The sequence below is a fragment of the Burkholderia sp. BE17 genome (genome assembly GCF_009362305.1).
Lineage (GTDB): Bacteria > Pseudomonadota > Gammaproteobacteria > Burkholderiales > Burkholderiaceae > Burkholderia > Burkholderia pyrrocinia_C.
In genome coordinates, this window is the sequence record NZ_WHNU01000004.1 from 65467 (window position 1) to 81622 (window position 16156).

A 16156-nucleotide genomic window follows, 5' to 3' on the forward strand; every position below is an offset into this window, starting at 1 on the left:
CGAACTGAACGAGCCGAATTCAAGCCCGTGATGTTGCGCGAGCAGCGTGCGCGCCGTCGTCGCGATGCGCGTTACGGCCGCAGCAGGTCGAACCCGCCGAATACGACGACACCGCTGAGCGCGATCATCGCGACGGAATGCTGGCCGAAGTAGAGAATCGCGGCGGCAAGCCACGTCGTGATGCAGAAGGCGCCGATGCGGGCCATCGTGTGTTCCTCGAATGCGTAATGAAGTGAGTACTGCAGGCGTTCGCCGCTCGACCCGGCGAGCGGTGCAAGCAGGCGAACGGAGAGGGCCGACCCGCGAAGCCGCTACTGGGGCGCGGCACGCGTCACGTGCCGCGCCCGGAAGGGCAGGAGTCGAAACCGGCGGCCCGCGCGATCGTGCAGTGAGGTGCTGTCGACGCGCGAATCCGGCCGGCGAACCCGGAATTTTACCAGCGCCGCTTCGCTGCCAATCTGGCCCCTTCGCGACTTGAATGCTGCGATTTACCGCGGAATCCGTCCGACCCCGATACTCAAGTTTCGTGTGACGAATGTCGTAAACGAGTTGGAAGGCATTTCATGCCACCCCGTCACGATTTGATTACCGACACACGGACCGACACGATGCAGATCGATTTCTCCACGACCGCGCGATCTCCGCTGGCGGACGGCAGCGTTACCGCAAACACGCCGGGCGCATCGGCCACGACGACCGCACCTGCTGCGACGTCATCCGCTGACGGCGCAACGGATACCGCGGGCACCACCGGCACGACGAGCACCACCGGCGCGAAGGGTTCGACCGGCGGCACCGGCGCAACGCCCGGCGCATCGGGCGCGTCGTCGGAGAGCCCGGCGGTCGGCCAATTGAAGGCGCTGATCGAGCGGCTGCAGAAGCAGCTCGCAACGCTCGAGCGGCAGATGGCGAGCGCGGCCCAGCGCGCGAAGGACGACCCGGCCGCGGCGGTCGAACAGCAGTCGCTGAGCGCGGAAGCCAGCGCGATCTCGGCGGCATTGGCGACGGCGATCTCGCAGCTCGCGGCGGCGATCGAGAAGTCGGGCGGCTCGTCGGCGGGCGGGCTGGTGTCGACGCAGGCCTGACGGTTTCCGGCTGCGCGAAGCGGTCACGGCCGCTTCGGCCGCACGCATTACAATCGCAAGCTCGTCTCCCTCGAAAGGACGGCAGAACGATGAATGCGGAACTCGACGACGACGAACTCGTCCGTTTCGACGCGCACGGCGGCACGCCGCTGCCGGCGGCCGATGCCGAAGGATGGCTCGAACACGACGGCGCGCGCATCTGGCACGCGTCGTTCGGCCACGGCCCGCCGGTCGTGCTGCTGCACGGCGGCCTCGGCCACGGCGGCAACTGGGGCAACCAGGTGCCGGCGCTGCTCGCGGCCGGCTACCGCGCGATCCTGATCGACAGTCGCGGCCACGGCCGCAGCACGCGCGACGACCAACCGTATTCCTATGAACGCATGGCGTCGGACGTGCTCGCGGTCCTGGACGCGCTGCACGTCGACCGCGCGCGCTTCGTCGGCTGGAGCGACGGCGCGTGCATTGCGCTCGTGCTGGCGGCCCGCGCGCCGGAACGCGTCGCCGGCGTGTTCTTCTTCGCGTGCAACATGGACCCGGGCGGCACGAAGGAGATGGAGCCGAGCCCGCTGATCGACCGCTGCTTCGCGCGGCACCGCAAGGACTACGCGCAACTGTCCGCGACGCCGGACCAGTTCGACGCATTCGTCGCGGCCGTTAGCGAAATGATGCGCACGCAACCGGATTACAGCGCACAGGATCTCGCGGCGATCGCCGTGCCGGTGACGATCGTGCAGGGCGAGCACGACGAATTCATCCGGCCCGAGCATGCGGCATATCTGGCGCGCACGATTCCGGGCGCGACGCTGACGATCCTGCCCGGCGTGAGCCATTTCGCGCCGCTGCAGCGACCCGCGCGATTCAATGCGGCGATGCTGGCCTTTCTCGACCGGCTGCCGGGCTGACCACTTGCACGGTCCGCGCGGCGTGCCGGCGTTTGCCGATCTGCCAGGACTTATCTCTTTTTCATCGATTTCGATGCGGCGCCATTCGGCCGCCGGATCGAACGCTGTTGAAACCGCTAGGTATTCCCCGCAAACCGTTGAACGACCCGCGATTGCCGCGTTGCAGTCCGGCGCTTCGCGTATCTCATAAGTTTTTCTTTAGGCTCGCGCAACATATCGTCGATTGTTGGCGGCCGGCCGGTAGCGGATAGTTCTGCTTCGACAGGCCGGCCGCCGTGATTTCCGCGCGGCGCGGCCGGATCTGTTGTTCATGCAACCATCCGATATCAAAGTCAAAGGAACCGCAACCATGCGATTCAACGCGACCCGCTTCGCCGCGACCCTGTTCGTCGCCGCGTGCGCCACCGCCACGGCCGGCCGCGCGGCCGCAGTCACGCAGAACGACATCCACGAAACCGTGACCCGTCACGTCGCGCCGCTGATGAAGCAGTACGCGATTCCCGGCATGGCGATCGGCATCGTCGCCGACGGCAAGCCCTACGTGTTCGACTATGGCGTGATGTCGACGCAAACCGGCAAGCCCGTCACCGGCGACACGTTGTTCGAAATCGGCTCCGTCAGCAAGACGCTGACCGCGACGCTCGCGGCCGATGCGCAGGAGGGCGGCGAGCTGTCGCTGGCGGACCCTGCGGCCAAATACCTGCCCGCGCTGCAGGGCAAGCCGTTCGGCGGCGTGACGCTGCTCGAGCTCGGCACGCACACGCCCGGCGGCATGCCGCTGCAGGTGCCGGACAGCATCCGCGACGAGGCGGACCTGATCCGCTATCTCGACGCGTGGCGGCCCGCGTATGCGCCCGGCACGCGCCGCACGTATTCGAACGTCGCGATCGGGATGCTCGGGTGGCTCACCGCGAAGGCGACGAACCGCGATTTCGCAGTGCTGATGGAGCAGCGGCTCTTTCCCGCGCTCGGGATGACGCACACGTATATCAACGTGCCCGACACGCGCAAGGCCGACTATGCGCAGGGCTATACGAAGGACGGCAAGCCGATCCGGATGACGGGCGGCATGCTGTGGCAGGAAGCGTACGGCGTCCGGACCACGGCGGCGGACCTGCTGCGCTTCGTGCAGGCGAACATGGGGCTGGTCGAAACGGCGCCGCGGCTGCAGCGCGCGATCGAGCGCACGCACGCCGGCTATTTCCGCGCGGGGCCGCTGACGCAGGACCTGATCTGGGAGCAGTATCCGCATCCGGTCGCGCTGCCGACGCTGCTCGAAGGCAACGCGCCGAAGATGCTGTTCAATGCGACACCGGCCAGCGCGATCACGCCGCCGCTGGCGCCGAGACCCGACACGTGGATCAACAAGACGGGCTCGACCGACGGTTTCAGCACGTATGTCGCGTTCGTCCCCGCGAAGCGGATCGCGATCGTGATGCTCGCGAACCGCAGCGTCCCGATCGAGGACCGCGTGAAGACCGCGTACCGGATTCTCGGGGCGCTCGACGGCGGGCGGTAAGGTTCCCGCCGCGCCCGACCGTGCGGAAATGCTTATGATGGGCAGGCAATCCGGTGTGCGGCGTGCGCGCCACCGGTCGACGGAGGGGGTGAAGATCGTGGCTTGTGACGAAACGGGAGCCGTCGGCGTGTAGCCTCTTGCGTCGTTAACGCACGAACGGTTTGCCGCCGGCGCTTCGCTCTGGCTTGCGGCCGTGCAACTTCATGCATGTGCCAGTGAGCAGACAAAATATGCGCCAAGTTGCACGCGGCCTTCGTTAGAATCGGCTTTCATCGAGAAAAAACGAACTTGCATCGGCGTAGCGGTACCCGGTCGCGGATACTGCTTGCCCCGACGCCATTGTTCATCTTTTACCGGAGACGACCATGCCAGGCTTACTTCCCGATGTCGACCGCGACGGGCTCCTCGAATATTCCGTGGTCTACACCGACCGATCGATCAATCATATGTCGCAGCTCTTTCAGGGCGTCCTGCGCGACATTTCCGCTTCCCTGAAAAAGGTCTACAACGCGAAGTCGGTCGTCGTCGTCCCGGGCAGCGGGACGTTCGGCATGGAGGCCGTCGCCCGGCAGTTCGCGACGAACAAGAAGTGTCTGGTCATCCGCAATGGCTGGTTCAGTTTCCGCTGGTCGCAGATCTTCGACATGGGCAGCATTCCGTCCGAAACGACGGTGCTGAAGGCGCGCCCGGTCGAACAGGGCAGGCAGGCCGCCTATGCACCGGCCCCGATCGACGAAGTGATCGCCGCGATCAGGGAGCACAAGCCGGATCTGGTCTTTGCGCCGCATGTGGAAACGGCGTCCGGGATGATGTTGCCCGATGCGTATTTGCGCGCGGTGTCCGATGCCGTGCATGCCGTCGGCGGCATGTTCGTACTGGATTGCATCGCGTCCGGTACGGTCTGGGTCGACATGCAGGCCAGCGGCGTCGATGTCCTGATCAGCGCGCCGCAAAAGGGCTGGAGCGCGTCGCCCTGTTGCGCACTGGTCATGCTCGGCCCGCTCGCCCGCGAAAGAATCGATGCGACGACCAGCACCAGTTTCGCGTGCGATCTTCGCAAATGGCTGCAGATCATGGAAGCGTACGAGAGCGGCGGATTCGCGTATCACGCGACGATGCCCACGGACAGTCTCGCGACGCTGCGCGACGTGATAAAGGAAACCGACGCATACGGCTTCGACAAGGTGAGGGCGGAACAGCTCGAGCTCGGCAAGCGCATTCGTGCGCTGCTGGCCGACAAGGGTTTCAGGAGCGTGGCGGCTGAAGGTTTTCAGGCGCCGGGCGTCGTGGTCTGCTACACGGACGACGACGGCATTCGATCCGGCAAGAAATTCGCCGATGTCGGTTTGCAGATCGCGGCCGGTGTTCCGCTGCAATGCGACGAGCCTGAAGATTTCAAGACCTTCCGCATCGGATTGTTCGGCCTGGAAAAACTGCATGACGTCGACGGTGCGGTTGCCAGGTTCGCCGACGCGCTGGAGCGCGTTCTTTAGGTCGGTTTTCCGGGGCATGCGCGCAGCCGAATTGTTGCCGGCGACGTCGAAAGGGAAGGTCGGGAGTTCGAACCAAGTGCGCAGATCGAATCGGAAGGTAACGAATCGATCGCGCGCGATGTTCGGGCGCGCGGTGTTGCGCGCGCCCTGGTTCCTCAGATGCGTTGGGCGTCTGGTACGGGGGTGTTGCCTTTAACCGCGCGTGTCGACCCAGTTGCGTGCCCAACGTGTCGAGTGCTGCAGCGCCTGCGCTTCACTCGTGAAGTAGTCGAGCGAATAGAACTGGTAGCGGCCTTCGGCGCGCGAGCTGTCGGTGCGTTCGAGCAGCAGGTTGGATGAAAAACTACCGTCGGGCAAACGATGCGCCGAGGGTTGGACGGCATAGCCGTTGTATTGTTGAATTCGTTTGGTGTGCATTTTAATTTTAATGATGTGCGAATGCGCGCGTGCCGTGCGAAACGTGCACGGATGCGCCGATTCAAAGCCATTGCGAGCTGAATCTTAAGCAGTCGGAATGCGAAAAAAGGGCCTTGCAGCCAGAGGGGAGAATGAAGTGCAACGAGGCGTGTGGCGCTTGGCAAGCTGCTGAACAAACAGATGCAGCTATAAGCGATCGCGCCAACTTTGGGAGACAACGCTCCGCGAGGATGTCGCTGCAACCCGGCGCCCGTTTCGGGAGGCCGGGTCCTTCAAACTTTACAGCGGCTTGATGTTGGCCGCTTGCAGACCCTTCGGGCCTTGCTTCGTTTCGAAGCTCACCTTCTGATTTTCAGCCAGCGTCTTGAAGCCGTCGGCCCGAATTTCGGAGAAGTGAGCGAACAGGTCGTCGCCGCCCTTGTCCGGAGTGATGAAGCCAAAGCCTTTGCTGTCGTTGAACCACTTGACGATACCGGTATCCATGAAGAATCCTTGAGTAAAAAAAATAGAAAATTTGCTCTGTTGAAGAGCGCGTGAAGCATCAAGGAGGGAGAGGACAACGAATACCGCTGAGGAGCGAGCAATTGATGAACAGCAATCGAACTTCTTGAACTTCTGGCCACACACTAACCGCGGGTAGTGCCGGCGTCAACAGTTATCTTGTAACTATTTCGCCAGGAGGTCCGTCCTGCGGGCGAAACGATGTGGTCCTCCGTGGCTGCGCGCCATGCCTGGCATGGTGCGCAGGTTGGGCAGAGGCTAAGCCGGGCGACGCTTCTGAACGACCCGAAGCGGACGATCGTCGATCTCGGAAACGGGCACTCGGCGGCAAATCGGCAGGTCCATTTGCGGTCAACCGCATTGGCAGGATGACCATGGCGGCTACCGTGGCAATCGATGCGGCTTGAATAAACGCCAGCCCCGGAAAAACAAAAAGATGAGCACGACTGCGGTGGGTATGACGAACGGGTAGGCGGGGAAGTGATAATGACCGTCAGGGTCGACGTCCGGCAGCACTCCGTGTATTGGAGCGTATGTACCAATCCATATAGCTATCCGAACCGCGTCTAGTAGAGAAGCCCGCGGGAAATCGTGAAAAAACGTCCAGGCGCCTGCGGTTAATCCGCTCAACGGATATGCGAGGGCCATCGCGGCGCCGGTTTTGGCCATGCGCCACAACGTGCGTCTGAAAATGCCGTGGCTCGTGTCAGCCGTTTGCGCTCCGGCCGTGCGATGGCCAAGCGAAAGCAGTGTGCCGCCATAGATGGCAAGAGGCACCGCGAATAGCGGCCAGAAAGATAACCACCCCAGCCAGCCGTAACCCGAGGGCGGCGCTTCGGCGACGAAAGTAACGTGTTCGCTCAAGATTGCGGGGCCCACATCGACAACTGAAATGGTCAGATGGGTGATTCCTCGCGGCAATGACTGAGCATGAGCGCGAGGGGGCCACGGAAGGCGGTCAGGGTTGCTGTTGGCTTCGCTGGCAACCAACGCGCGCCACATGTCGGTTTCGCCATATCTCGACCTCGGCATTGCGTGGAACAGCGTGTCCATGCCGGAGTCGGACGTGATGCGAATCGTGACGGGTTCTCCGGGGTCCTTGAATTCCAAATACCCGCTCGCCCTGGAGTTCGAGTTATACGAGTAGTTGCCCAACTCCGGGCGTTTGTCCGCCCAGCCATTGCGCTTGAAGTCGATTCCGACCGCAAGCGGGGCTCGCATCAGGCGAAATACGGAGAAGCTGGTGGTCGCGCTGGGCTTCAGAGGCAGTTCGACACTATGCGAAGCACGGGACAGTTCGAATGCCGCCACGGCGACGCTGAACAATATGGTGAGCGCACCCCAGCACACCCAGTGGATTTTCAGCAGAGCAGACATTGATGACTCTCCTGCCAAGGATGAGTACGTGTTGCCGGAACTGCGAGGTAGCCTGAGCCGCATACTTTCTGTCCACAACCAAACGTTGTGGCATGTACGGCGGCGAGCGCTCGAGGATCCTTCACGATCTCTCGGTTGCGCCGAAAACGTCCAGCCGATTGTCGACGATCCAGGCATCCATGTCGACAAACGCAATCGGCTCCCACCAGCCCTTTGCAGACCGCCGGCACCCGGAGGAGAATACCTCCCGGAAATCCCTTCGGAGGCAGCGCGACATGACCCGATTTCAGCCCGATGGATGGCATACCGTCACGCCCCGAATCGTCGTCCGTGATCCGGAAAACCTGATCGAATTCATCAGGACGGTGTTTCGCGCACAGGGCGAATTCCGCGCCGGACTGCCTGCCGAAATCCGGATCGGCGATTCCGTCGTGATGATCAGCGGCGGTGACGGCCTGCGCGATCCGATGCCGGCGTTCCTGTACGTCTATGTCGAGGATGCCGATTCGACCTATCGGCGAGCGATTGCGGCGAATGCGATCTCGCTCGAAGTTCCGGCCGACATGCCCTACGGCGACAGGCGCGCGATGGTAAGGGATCCGTGGGGAAATACATGGCAGATTGCCACGCATCAGCGCGACCTCCCGGTCGATGAGATCCGTTCAACGCTGGCCAACGACGGATAGCCGATGGTTGCGGCGCAGCGCGAGACCCAAGGGTTTTGTGTTCCATCCGCAGTTGCCCGAATTCCGCCCACGGCTGCCCCGCCAGCACCGCTTCGCTCGACGGCGAACGCCCCGCCGCACGCATCTTCCGCCCCCATCTGTCGCAATCGTCAAGATTCGCGTCGTGTGCAGATAAAACCTTCCCGCCGCCCCCGCCGTTAACTCGTTCGCAGCCCACGCGCCGCGTGTTGCGACGCAGCACTCGTCTTTCGTGATCCGGAATCCACATCCGCCGCTGGCCGTGCGTGGTCGGCGCAAGGGAACGTCATGCGAAAACAATTCACCATCCGTGGCGGACTCGTCGCGACCATCGCCGGCTATACCGTGCTGCTCGTGCTGGTGGTCGGCGCATGCATCGCCGGCCTCTACGTGAGCAATGGTTCGCTCGAGGCGATGTACCGCGACGACACCGCGTCGCTGCTGCACCTGAAGACCAGCTCCGAGCGGATGCTCGTGCTGCGCGAACGCATGAGCGACGTCGCGCAGATCATCAGCGCGGGCCAGCCGGCCAAGGCGGAAATCGCGCAACTGCACACGCTCCTCAAGCAGAGCAACGACGAACTGGACGCCTACACGCGCCTGCACGCGCGCGACGCCGACGAGCAGGCGCTGTTCGACACGCTGCAGAATCGTCGTCGCGCGCTGCTCGAGCGTGTGTTCCTGAAGGCGCTGTCGCAGCTCGACGGCGACGACGCGTTCAACTTCCTCGACACCCAGCGCACCGCGCCACCGGCGCTGTTCGCTGCGTACCAGGATGCGATCGACGCGCTCGAATCGTTCCAGGTCGCACGCGAAAAGGCCCGCTACGATGCGGCCGGCATCCATTTCCACCGGATCGTGTGGGGGATGGCGGCGGTCGCCGTGCTTGCGCTCGTCGTCGGCTTCTTTGCGCAGCGCGTGCTCGCGAAGGCGATCATCGAGCCGATCAATCTCGCGGTCGATCAATTCGAAAAAATCTCGAAAGGCGACCTGACCGGCACGGTGGTCATTCCCGGCGCGAACGAAATGGCGTATCTGCTGAATGCGCTGAAGCGGATGCAGGACGGCCTCGTCGACACGGTGAGCCAGGTGCGTGCGAGTACGGAGACGATCGTCGGCGACGTCCGTACGATCGCGAGCGGCAACGTCGACCTGTCCGCGCGCACCGAGCAGCAGGCCGTGTCGCTGCAGCAGGCGGCGGCGAGCGTCGAGCAACTGACGGCGGCCGTGCGCCAGAATGCGGACAACGCGCGCGATGCACGCACCTACGTCGAGGGCGCGGCCGGCATCGCGTCGCGCGGCGGCGACGCGATGCAGCGCGTGGTCGAGACGATGACCGAGATTGCGCGCAGTTCCACGCGGATTTCCGGCATCGTCGGCGTGATCGAGAGCATCGCATTCCAGACGAACATCCTCGCGTTGAACGCTGCCGTCGAAGCCGCGCGTGCCGGCGAGCAGGGGCGCGGTTTCGCGGTCGTCGCGACGGAAGTTCGCGGGCTCGCGCAGCGTTGCGCGTCGGCGGCGAAGGAAATCAAGGATCTGATCGGCAATTCCGCGCGACGCGTCGAAGACGGCAGCGGCCTCGTCACGCTGGCCGGCTCGGCGATGACCGAACTCGTCGCCGCGGTCGAGCGCGTGAACGCGATCATGAGCGAAACGAGCAACGCCTTCGAGGAACAGTCGTCGGGCATCGAGCAGGTGAACGCCGCGGTCATCCAGATGGAGCAGACGATGCAACGTAATGCCGCGCTGGTCGAGGAAGCGGCGGCCGTGGCGTTGTCGCTCGACGAGCAGGGTTCACGGCTGAGCGCGGCGGTCGCGCAGTTCCGTCTGCGTGACGACGCAGTCGCATGACGTGCTGACGTCCGCGACCGCGGCCGGCTTGTCGATGCCGATGCTTTCGTAACGCGCTGACGAATGAAGCCGACGCTTTCCTTATGGTGTGCGAGAGCGCTGAAGCGCGTTACCGTCCAGCCGCGCCTTTGTGTATCGATTTACTGCGGCGATTCGGGCAACTCGAAGTCGAAGGTGTACGAATGCTGGCCGTTGTCGATGTTGATGATCATCGAGCCGGAGAGCCCCAGCAATTCTCCCGCTCCGGAATCGGGCACGACGGTGATCGACTGCTTCGGCTGCCCACGGGACATTGTGGAGCTGTGCTGCAGGACAAAGCTGCCTTGGCGTCCACGTAGCGTGCCCTGCACGGTTTCCATCGCGACGTAGCCCGCGGAGCCTTGGATGCTGCTTCGAAACGCGATCATTTCGCCGTGGCTGACGGCTTCCAGGTCGCCGCGAAATTGCTTGTCGAGCGACATGCGGCCGAGCCCGGTATTTTCCGCGACGCTACTCAGCGATTCCGGATTCAGCTTCACTTCAAACGGACCGTTGACCTGCAGTTTCATGGCGAATCTCCTCGTCGAATGGGCACTCCGCACTATAAGCCAATCGGGTTCCGCTGGCGGTAACGGTTTGCTGTTCACGCCGGCATAAGCCGTGGATCGTGTGCCTTGTCGCGCTTGCGGCGATAATCGGTATTCCGTCTTTAACCATCCGCACCCGTGACGACCCCCGCGTTCGCCCCCTTTCAGGATCTGGCCGAAGCCCTGCTGGCTCACTGGAGCAGCGCCAATGGCGATGGCTCCCATGACACTTCGCATCTGCAACGCGTGTGGAAGAACGCGGCGGTGATCCATGCCGAGGAGGGCGGAGACGCCGAAGTGCTGTTTGCGGCAACGCTGCTGCACGATTGCGTGGCGGTAGAGAAAAACGCTCCGCTTCGGGCGCAGGCATCGCGGCTGTCGGCGGAGAAGGCCACGCAGGTGCTGAAGTCGCTGGATTGGCCGGACGCGAAGATCGACGCTGTCGCGCATGCGATCGAAGCGCATAGTTTTTCGGCCGGCGTTGCACCGACGACGCTGGAAGCCAAAACGCTGCAGGATGCCGACCGGCTCGATGCGATCGGCATGCTGGGTGTTGCACGTTGTTTCCATGTCGCCGGCCGGATGGGCAGCGCGCTGTATGACCCGGTCGATCCGCACGCGTCGGAACGCGAACTCGACGACACGCGATTCGCGATCGATCACTTTCACACGAAGCTGCTGAAGCTGGCGTCGGGTTTTCAGACCGCTACCGGTGCCCGTTTGGCGAAAATCCGCCACGATCGCTTGCGCCGCTTTCTTGATGAGTTTGCCGACGAAATCTGATTGTGCGATCGATTGCGTCCGGCCGGTTGCCGGCACACGATCGACATCGTCCAATGCGAAGCGATATGGACATCCGGTTCCGTCCCGTGAACGCCATTCTGCAAAGCGCAACTTCAAAAGTCGTCAACGCACGTGTTTCGACGCGACCACCCTGCGTGCGGCTGGCTCACGCAACGATGCGCGATTGACCGACGTCGCGCTTTCGAAAGCGGGCAGTGGTGTCATTGGTGCGCGAGCAACCGCCGGCACCATGCATCGGCCGGCGACCGCATCGATGCAAAAGGCGACGCTTCAACCGTCGCCTGATCGATAAAGCGCTTTCAACTGCGACAACTCTTCGATGAATCGATCCTTGAGCGCCTGCGGCCCGAGGATCTTCAGATGTGCGCCGTACCCCAGCAGCTTCCGCGCGCCGTGCTCGATGGATTCGATCGGCATCAGGAATTCCTTCCATCCTGACGGCACCTCCGCACTGCCGGCTTTTTGCAAGACCGGTGCGGTCTTGATCCGCGCATTGGCCAGCCAGTTCTCGCCGCGCGGCGACACGGCGATATGAGCGGTCAGCCGATAAAGATCGGTCTCGTACCGGCTCATCGCGTCACGCCAGTGCTCCGCCAGATCGAATCGCGCCGGGCGCTTGAAACGGCGGCGCGTCGCGTTGAATTCGCAGATATTTGCCAGTCGGAAAGTCAGTGCGCCGGGCTTGCCAACCACCTTGGCAATCAGATACCAGGCACCTCCCTTGAGCACCAGGCCGAGTGGTTCGAGTTCGCGGCGGGACACACCACGCCAGCTTCGGTATTTCACGTCGATACGATACGAACCCCACACCGCATCGGCGACTTCACGCAGAAACTCGGGCGTTTCCTGCGCCCGGTACCAATCGACGGTATCGATATGCAGCCGGCTGGCGACGCGATCGGCCTGCTCGCGCGAGCCTGGAGGCAGGCTGGCCATCATCTTCAGCCGTGCGGAGCTGGCCATGCCGTCGAGGCCCAGTTCTCTTGCCGGCCCGGGCAAGCCCGCCAGGATCAGCGCATGCGCTTCGTGCTCGGTGAGCCCGGTGAGATCGGTACTCCAGCCGTCGCGCAACTGAAAGCCGCCGTTGCGGCCGCGATCGCCCCAGATGGGTACGCCGGCCGTGGAGAGCTGGTCGATATCGCGCAGGATCGTGCGCTCGGACACTTCCAGTGCTTCGGCCAGCGCCGGTGCGGTCATCCGGCCGCGCGCTTGCAGCATCATCATGATCGACAACAGGCGGCTGGCTTTCATACGCGACACGTTACATCAAATACATGACATGAGGTGTCATGTTATCGGGCTTATGCTTGGCGGCATGCCTGATCCGTTTCACCGAAGCGAACGTAAAACCTTCGCGAGCGAATTCGAGCAAACAAAGGAAGATCGAACCATGAAGATAATTTCCGGACCGCTGAGCATGTTCGGCGCCAAGGTCGAGATTGCGGCGCACGAGAAGGGTATCGATTTCGAACTGGTGATGGCGCCGTTCAGCCAGCTTCGCGGCTACGACCCCAGGCATCCGGATGTATTGCGCATCAATCCGAAGCGGCAGGTGCCGGTGCTGATGGACGGCACGCTGGAGATCTTCGATTCCACGCAGATATTCGAATATCTCGAGGACCTGAAGCCCGATCCCGCGTTATGGCCGGCGCATCCGGCGGCACGCGCCATCGCGCGTCAGCTCGAACATTGCAGCGACGAAATCTATTTCCCGCACGTTATCCGGCTGATGGGGCTCGAAGCGACGCCGGACGATCCGGCGGCGCAGGCCGCGCGTGCCGATGCATCGGAATACTATCGACGCATGGAACGCGTGCTGGTGGATCGGGAATTTCTGGCCGGCACGTATTCTTACGCCGACATCGCGTTCTACATGGCGCAGTTGTTCGGCGCACGCAAAGGGGCGCCGATGACGGCAGAGACACCCAGCCTGCTGGCCTGGCGTGCGCGGATGACCGCACGTCCGGCCGTGCGGAAAGTCGCCGGCGCGATGGCCGGCTATCTCGCGTCGATCGGAGAAGCAGTTCCCGATTTTCTTCGCGGGCTCGACCAGGTGCCCCTTCGGTAGCGCGAGAAGGCGGCCTTCAGCCTGAGAGTTCGGTTTTCGTTATGGCATATCCGATGCCTGCTCCCGTTTGATGGGCCGGCGGCGCGATCACGGCGTGGTGTCGAGACGCGGCAAAGACCGTCGCACGACCGCCAAATGATTCGATTGCAACGCGATTGCCGGAAAGCCGGTAATCGGAGACCGACTTGTTCCTCTATTCGGATCCTTGACCTTAAAGTCGACTTCAATCCTGGAGTGCTTGCTGACGGCCGTGAATCAGCAGGCTTCGGGCGTTGCGTGCGACGGTCGATCAGCGCCTTCACCGTCATGCGTGTCGACGTGGTAAAAGACGCACAATCGGTCCTGAACCTGCCGACGCCTTTGAAGGCCTTCGATGAACCCGGAAAACAACGCTAACGGTACGGACGTCCGCGACACGCCTGCGCCGAAGGAGCCGTCCATGACCGAGCCGACGCACGATCTCGTCGTATTTGGCGCCACCAGTTTTGTCGGGCAGATCCTGGCCCGCTACCTGTCCGAATACCTGTCGGGCGCCGGCGAGACGCTGCGCTGGGCCATCGCCGGGCGGTCCGAAGCGAAGCTCAGGCAGGTCAGGGATTCGCTCGGCGCGGCGGGGCAGTCGGTACCGATCATCGTCGCCGACGCGGCCGACGAAGCGCAGTTGCGGGCGCTTTGCGCGCAAACGCGGGTGGTCGTGTCGACCGTCGGACCCTACGCGCTTTACGGGGAGCCGCTGGTCAGGGTCTGCGCGGAAACCGGCACCGACTACTGCGACCTCACCGGAGAGACGCAGTGGATCAAGCGAATGATCGAAAAATACGAACCCGCGGCCCGGCAATCGGGCGCGCGCATCGTTCATTGCTGCGGCTTCGATTCGATTCCGTCGGACCTGGGCGTGTTCTTCCTGCAGCAACAGGCACGGCAGCAGTGGGGCATGCCGGCCGGGCAGGTGAAGATGCGCGTCCGAACGCTGAAGGGCGGTGCGTCGGGCGGTACCGTGGCGAGCGTGATCAACGTCGTCCGGGAAGCCGCGGCCGATCCCGCGTTGCGCAGGGAGCTGCGCGATCCTTATTCGCTGTGCCCGAAAGGGCATGGCTTCACGGTGCGGCAGCACGCGGTGCGATCGGCCGAGTTCGATCGCGACTTCGACGCGTGGATCGCGCCTTTCGTGATGGCCGCGATCAACGAGCGTGTCGTGCATCGCTCCAATGCGCTTGCGGGCAACCCGTACGGCAGCCGGTTCACCTATGACGAAGCCGTCATGACCGGCACGGGTCTCAAGGGCCGCCTGGCCGCGCTGACGATGGTGGCCGGCCTGGGCGCGTTCATGGTGGGTGTCGTCGTCAAGCCGGTGCGCAGCCTGATGGAGCGCTTCCTGCTGCCGAAGCCCGGTGAGGGGCCAAGCGCGGCGGCGCAACTCGCCGGCCGCTACGACCTGCGTTTTTTCGGCCGAGCCGACGACGGGCGAACCTTGCGCGTGAAAGTCACCGGCGACCGCGATCCAGGTTACGGCTCCACCGGCAAGATGCTGGGCCAGGCCGCGATCTGTCTTGCGCTGGATTGCGGCGCGGGTGGTATCAAGACCGGGCGCGGCGGCGGTTTCTGGACACCCGCGACGATGTTCGACGAGCGCTTCGTCGAGCGTCTGGTTCGCCACGCGGGGTTGCGTTTCGAGGTGATTTGAGCGCGAACCCCGTCCGCTATTCGAAAGGCAAATATAAGAATCGGATTGCGAATCAATGTGCGGAGGCAGCTTGCCGTCACGGCGGGTCAAGGGGGCGGCTGTGGTCCGGCCGGGGCGTCCCGGAATCATGAAGATCGCGGAACTGGCGGAACGCACCGGCCTGTAGCGCGCCCCGCTGTTCCATCTGCCGCGCGGCGTTTAGGGCAGCTTGTTCGCGGCGCCGGCCTGCCATCAGGCGGGAAGGAAGCTCGCTACGGCCGGTTGCGCTTGGCTGCCCCCGTGCGAACCGCGGCTTCATCGGAAATCGTCGCGGCGAATTCGACGGCGGCCGGCATCCGGGCGTCATGCATCATCACGAATTCCGTGTCCGGCAGTTCCGGCAAGCCTTCGGGCCCGGCCAGTTCGCGAAGCGTGTCGTCGATCGCACTGCGTGGCACCGGTGCGATCGCGATGCCGGCGCGCGCGAACGTCAGGATGCCGGTGACGCTCGGGCTTTCGCAAGCGATCCGATAGCGCATGCCGGCCAGCGCGAGCGCCTTGACGGCGGCCCCTCGGTACGGACACGGATCGGGAAAGCATGCGAGCGGGACATCGCCTTCCGGAAGCGGCTCGTGGCGCGCAAACGCCCAGACGAGCGGTTCCTGCCACAACGTCGTACCCTGGCCCGCGTGCGAACACCGGCTGCCGATCACGAGATCGAATTCGCCGTTTGCGTGCCGTCGAAACAAGCTGTCGCCGATGTCGACCGTCAGGTCGAGCCGCAAGCCGCGCCGCGCGGCGCTGTAGCGGCGCATCGCGTCGGGTAGCCAGCCTCCCGCGAAATCCTCCGATGCGCCGATGCGCAGCTTGATGTCGACTGCGTCGCCGGGCCCCAGCCTGGACCGGGCTTCCTCGCTCAGGTTGAGCATCGCGCGAGCGTATCCGAGCAGCGTCTCGCCATGCCCGGTGAGCGTGACGCTGCGCGTATTGCGCACGAGCAGCGCGCGGCCGACCTGTTCTTCAAGACGAGCGACCTGGGCGCTGACCGCGGATTGGCTGAGATTCAGCCTGCGACCGGCACCGGTAAAGCTCCGCATGTCGGCGACCGCCACAAACGTATGAAGCAGCGCCGTGTCGAGGGGATGGCTCATTGATCAAGGTATCGGGTTAATTCAATCAATTAATAGCGTTTCCAAATTATAG

General features: G+C 63.6%; 16 protein-coding genes and 1 pseudogene. 10 read left to right on the plus strand and 7 right to left on the minus strand.

Annotation, left to right across the window (positions count from 1 at the left end; genetic code table 11):
* Nucleotides 1–71: 71 nt before the first annotated feature.
* The gene (locus GD429_RS41580) at nt 72–206 is read right to left on the minus strand and encodes a hypothetical protein (RefSeq protein ID WP_006405345.1); all 135 of its coding nucleotides are present in this window, start codon (nt 204–206) and stop codon (nt 72–74) included.
* A 402-nt stretch (nt 207–608) separates the two neighbouring features.
* On the opposite strand from GD429_RS41580, the gene GD429_RS05665 reads away from it, so the two are divergent.
* From GD429_RS05665 to GD429_RS05680, 4 genes are all read left to right on the plus strand, one after another.
* Nucleotides 609–1085 (plus strand): hypothetical protein, encoded by a 477-nt coding sequence (locus GD429_RS05665; protein WP_152856162.1) that lies wholly within the window; start codon nt 609–611, stop codon nt 1083–1085.
* An 89-nt stretch (nt 1086–1174) separates the two neighbouring features.
* Nucleotides 1175–1987, plus strand: a complete 813-nt coding sequence (locus GD429_RS05670; protein WP_152856056.1) for an alpha/beta fold hydrolase — start codon at nt 1175–1177, stop codon at nt 1985–1987.
* Nucleotides 1988–2336: 349 nt separating this feature from the next.
* Nucleotides 2337–3506, plus strand: coding sequence for a class C beta-lactamase (gene ampC, locus GD429_RS05675; protein ID WP_152856057.1), 1170 nt, complete (start codon nt 2337–2339; stop codon nt 3504–3506).
* Between the two features lie 365 nt (nt 3507–3871).
* Entirely contained in the window at nt 3872–4999 is a 1128-nt protein-coding gene (locus GD429_RS05680) for an aminotransferase class V-fold PLP-dependent enzyme (protein WP_152856058.1), read from the plus strand.
* A 192-nt stretch (nt 5000–5191) separates the two neighbouring features.
* On the opposite strand, the gene GD429_RS05685 is transcribed toward GD429_RS05680, so the two are convergent.
* The 3 genes from GD429_RS05685 to GD429_RS05695 all read right to left on the minus strand — a co-directional run bounded on the left by GD429_RS05685 (nt 5192) and on the right by GD429_RS05695 (nt 7294).
* A complete protein-coding gene (locus GD429_RS05685) occupies nt 5192–5416 on the minus strand; it encodes a hypothetical protein (protein WP_047904491.1) in 225 nt (74 codons plus the stop codon).
* A 279-nt stretch (nt 5417–5695) separates the two neighbouring features.
* Complete coding sequence (locus GD429_RS05690; RefSeq protein WP_011549079.1) at nt 5696–5899, minus strand: cold-shock protein; 204 nt, start codon at nt 5897–5899, stop codon at nt 5696–5698.
* Between the two features lie 399 nt (nt 5900–6298).
* A complete protein-coding gene (locus GD429_RS05695) occupies nt 6299–7294 on the minus strand; it encodes a hypothetical protein (protein ID WP_152856059.1) in 996 nt (331 codons plus the stop codon).
* 179 nt (nt 7295–7473) lie between these two features.
* On the opposite strand from GD429_RS05695, the gene GD429_RS05700 reads away from it, so the two are divergent.
* Together GD429_RS05700 and GD429_RS05705 are read left to right on the plus strand one after the other, a co-directional pair.
* Nucleotides 7474–7980 (plus strand): VOC family protein, encoded by a 507-nt coding sequence (locus GD429_RS05700; RefSeq protein ID WP_227791553.1) that lies wholly within the window; start codon nt 7474–7476, stop codon nt 7978–7980.
* A 306-nt stretch (nt 7981–8286) separates the two neighbouring features.
* The gene (locus GD429_RS05705; protein WP_152856060.1) at nt 8287–9852 is read left to right on the plus strand and encodes a methyl-accepting chemotaxis protein; all 1566 of its coding nucleotides are present in this window, start codon (nt 8287–8289) and stop codon (nt 9850–9852) included.
* A gap of 140 nt (nt 9853–9992) precedes the next feature.
* Here the strand turns inward: GD429_RS05705 and GD429_RS05710 are convergent, their stop codons facing one another.
* Nucleotides 9993–10400, minus strand: a complete 408-nt coding sequence (locus GD429_RS05710) for a DUF3224 domain-containing protein (protein ID WP_152856061.1) — start codon at nt 10398–10400, stop codon at nt 9993–9995.
* Nucleotides 10401–10556: 156 nt separating this feature from the next.
* On the opposite strand from GD429_RS05710, the gene GD429_RS05715 reads away from it, so the two are divergent.
* Nucleotides 10557–11201 (plus strand): HD domain-containing protein, encoded by a 645-nt coding sequence (locus GD429_RS05715; RefSeq protein ID WP_321574422.1) that lies wholly within the window; start codon nt 10557–10559, stop codon nt 11199–11201.
* Nucleotides 11202–11492: 291 nt separating this feature from the next.
* On the opposite strand, the gene GD429_RS05720 is transcribed toward GD429_RS05715, so the two are convergent.
* A complete protein-coding gene (locus GD429_RS05720) occupies nt 11493–12473 on the minus strand; it encodes a helix-turn-helix transcriptional regulator (RefSeq protein WP_152856062.1) in 981 nt (326 codons plus the stop codon).
* Between the two features lie 139 nt (nt 12474–12612).
* On the opposite strand from GD429_RS05720, the gene GD429_RS05725 reads away from it, so the two are divergent.
* From GD429_RS05725 to GD429_RS05735, 3 genes and pseudogenes are all read left to right on the plus strand, one after another.
* Nucleotides 12613–13290, plus strand: a complete 678-nt coding sequence (locus tag GD429_RS05725; protein ID WP_152856165.1) for a glutathione S-transferase family protein — start codon at nt 12613–12615, stop codon at nt 13288–13290.
* 288 nt (nt 13291–13578) lie between these two features.
* Nucleotides 13579–13686 (plus strand): annotated as a pseudogene (locus GD429_RS41990) (acetoacetate decarboxylase); the annotation flags it as partial.
* A gap of 43 nt (nt 13687–13729) precedes the next feature.
* The gene (locus GD429_RS05735; protein ID WP_152856063.1) at nt 13730–14974 is read left to right on the plus strand and encodes a saccharopine dehydrogenase family protein; all 1245 of its coding nucleotides are present in this window, start codon (nt 13730–13732) and stop codon (nt 14972–14974) included.
* 251 nt (nt 14975–15225) lie between these two features.
* On the opposite strand, the gene GD429_RS05740 is transcribed toward GD429_RS05735, so the two are convergent.
* The gene (locus GD429_RS05740; protein ID WP_152856064.1) at nt 15226–16104 is read right to left on the minus strand and encodes a LysR substrate-binding domain-containing protein; all 879 of its coding nucleotides are present in this window, start codon (nt 16102–16104) and stop codon (nt 15226–15228) included.
* Nucleotides 16105–16156 lie beyond the last annotated feature (52 nt).

Coding starts and splice junctions, on each gene's coding strand:
- GD429_RS41580 (WP_006405345.1), bottom strand. CDS start 206: ATGGCCCGCATCGGCGCCTTCTGCATCACGACGTGGCTTGCCGCCGCG.
- GD429_RS05665 (WP_152856162.1), top strand. CDS start 609: ATGCAGATCGATTTCTCCACGACCGCGCGATCTCCGCTGGCGGACGGC.
- GD429_RS05670 (WP_152856056.1), top strand. CDS start 1,175: ATGAATGCGGAACTCGACGACGACGAACTCGTCCGTTTCGACGCGCAC.
- ampC (WP_152856057.1), top strand. CDS start 2,337: ATGCGATTCAACGCGACCCGCTTCGCCGCGACCCTGTTCGTCGCCGCG.
- GD429_RS05680 (WP_152856058.1), top strand. CDS start 3,872: ATGCCAGGCTTACTTCCCGATGTCGACCGCGACGGGCTCCTCGAATAT.
- GD429_RS05685 (WP_047904491.1), bottom strand. CDS start 5,416: ATGCACACCAAACGAATTCAACAATACAACGGCTATGCCGTCCAACCC.
- GD429_RS05690 (WP_011549079.1), bottom strand. CDS start 5,899: ATGGATACCGGTATCGTCAAGTGGTTCAACGACAGCAAAGGCTTTGGC.
- GD429_RS05695 (WP_152856059.1), bottom strand. CDS start 7,294: ATGTCTGCTCTGCTGAAAATCCACTGGGTGTGCTGGGGTGCGCTCACC.
- GD429_RS05700 (WP_227791553.1), top strand. CDS start 7,474: ATGTCGACAAACGCAATCGGCTCCCACCAGCCCTTTGCAGACCGCCGG.
- GD429_RS05705 (WP_152856060.1), top strand. CDS start 8,287: ATGCGAAAACAATTCACCATCCGTGGCGGACTCGTCGCGACCATCGCC.
- GD429_RS05710 (WP_152856061.1), bottom strand. CDS start 10,400: ATGAAACTGCAGGTCAACGGTCCGTTTGAAGTGAAGCTGAATCCGGAA.
- GD429_RS05720 (WP_152856062.1), bottom strand. CDS start 12,473: ATGAAAGCCAGCCGCCTGTTGTCGATCATGATGATGCTGCAAGCGCGC.
- GD429_RS05725 (WP_152856165.1), top strand. CDS start 12,613: ATGAAGATAATTTCCGGACCGCTGAGCATGTTCGGCGCCAAGGTCGAG.
- GD429_RS05735 (WP_152856063.1), top strand. CDS start 13,730: ATGACCGAGCCGACGCACGATCTCGTCGTATTTGGCGCCACCAGTTTT.
- GD429_RS05740 (WP_152856064.1), bottom strand. CDS start 16,104: ATGAGCCATCCCCTCGACACGGCGCTGCTTCATACGTTTGTGGCGGTC.